Raw genomic sequence first — 1094 nt, 5'->3', positions numbered from 1 at the left:
AGAAGGCCGACAGGCGTTCGATGTCGTAGCGGAAGTCCTCGGCCACCTCGTGGAAATGGGTGTACGGCAGGACGGTCGCGGCCGCGAAATAGTTGGCCAGGCCCAATTTCGCCAGCACGATCGACTCCTGGCTGGAGAAATTGCCCTCGGCCACCAGCTTTTCGATGAGGTCGCCGCATTCCAGATAGCCGAGTTCGGCGGCGAGTTTGAAGACGCGCTGGCCGCCGGAGAGATGGGGGGCGATTTCGAGGCGGCGGGCGATCGGATCGAAGCGGTGCAGGACGCCGTCGCCGAGGTCGATGCGTTCGACGATCTGGACGCCGTGGGCGTCGGCGAGGCGGCGCGGGATCTCACGTTTCAGATCGCCGCCGTGGAAACGCATGCGATGCGTGAGTTCCTCCGCGGCGGTGTCCAATTCGTGAATGTAGTTCTGGCGCTGATAGAAGTAGTCGCGGACTTCCTCGTGCGGTTTCGAGATGGCGGCCGAACCGCTGCCGTCGGCGAACCGGTCCTCGGTGGCCGCGGCCAGCTGGGCGGTGGTGTTCCGATAGCGGCGGTGCATGTTCACCATGGCGCGCGCCAGACCCGGATGCGCGGACACCATTTCGGCGATCTCCTGTGCGTCGGCCTCCACCCCGAGTTCCTGATCCATCACGACCTCCTGGAGTTCGGCGATGAGCCGGGTGTCGTCCTGGGAGGAGAAGAAGCCGGCGTCGACGCCGAAGACTTCGCTGATGCGCAGCAATACCGGTACGGTGAGCGGGCGCACGTCGTGTTCGATCTGATTGAGATAGCTAGCCGAGATCTCGAGCTTCTTGGCCAGCGAGACCTGACTCAAACCGCGCTCGGTGCGCAGCTGCCGCAGCCGCGCTCCGACGTAAGTCTTGGCCATGCGCCCAGTTTATTGGCGAATTCACATCCCTGCCAATCGCAGGATTAGCAGACCCGCTGAGCTGTGCATCACACCGATGTCGGTAGCCCGGGATACCGTCGGGAAATGCTCTTGTCCGAAGTGGTCGAAGCGTCAGCTGCCGTGCGGGCGACATCGTCCCGCAAGAACAAGATCAATATCTTCGCCGAGCTGCTGAAACGGG

At 63.3% G+C, this 1094-nt stretch carries 1 protein-coding gene; it reads right to left on the bottom strand.

Annotation, left to right across the window (positions count from 1 at the left end; genetic code table 11):
* Nucleotides 1–892, bottom strand: an 892-nt coding sequence (locus tag ACIRS4_RS38620) for an ImmA/IrrE family metallo-endopeptidase (protein ID WP_404205004.1), incomplete at its 3' end; no start/stop codon positions are given.
* Between the last annotated feature and the right edge of the window lie 202 nt (nucleotides 893–1094).

This window comes from Streptomyces sp. NPDC101166, from assembly GCF_044768125.1.
Classification (GTDB): Bacteria; Actinomycetota; Actinomycetes; order Streptomycetales; family Streptomycetaceae; genus Streptomyces.
Note: the sequence above shows the minus strand (reverse complement) of the source record. Positions and strands in the feature narration are given on the sequence as shown.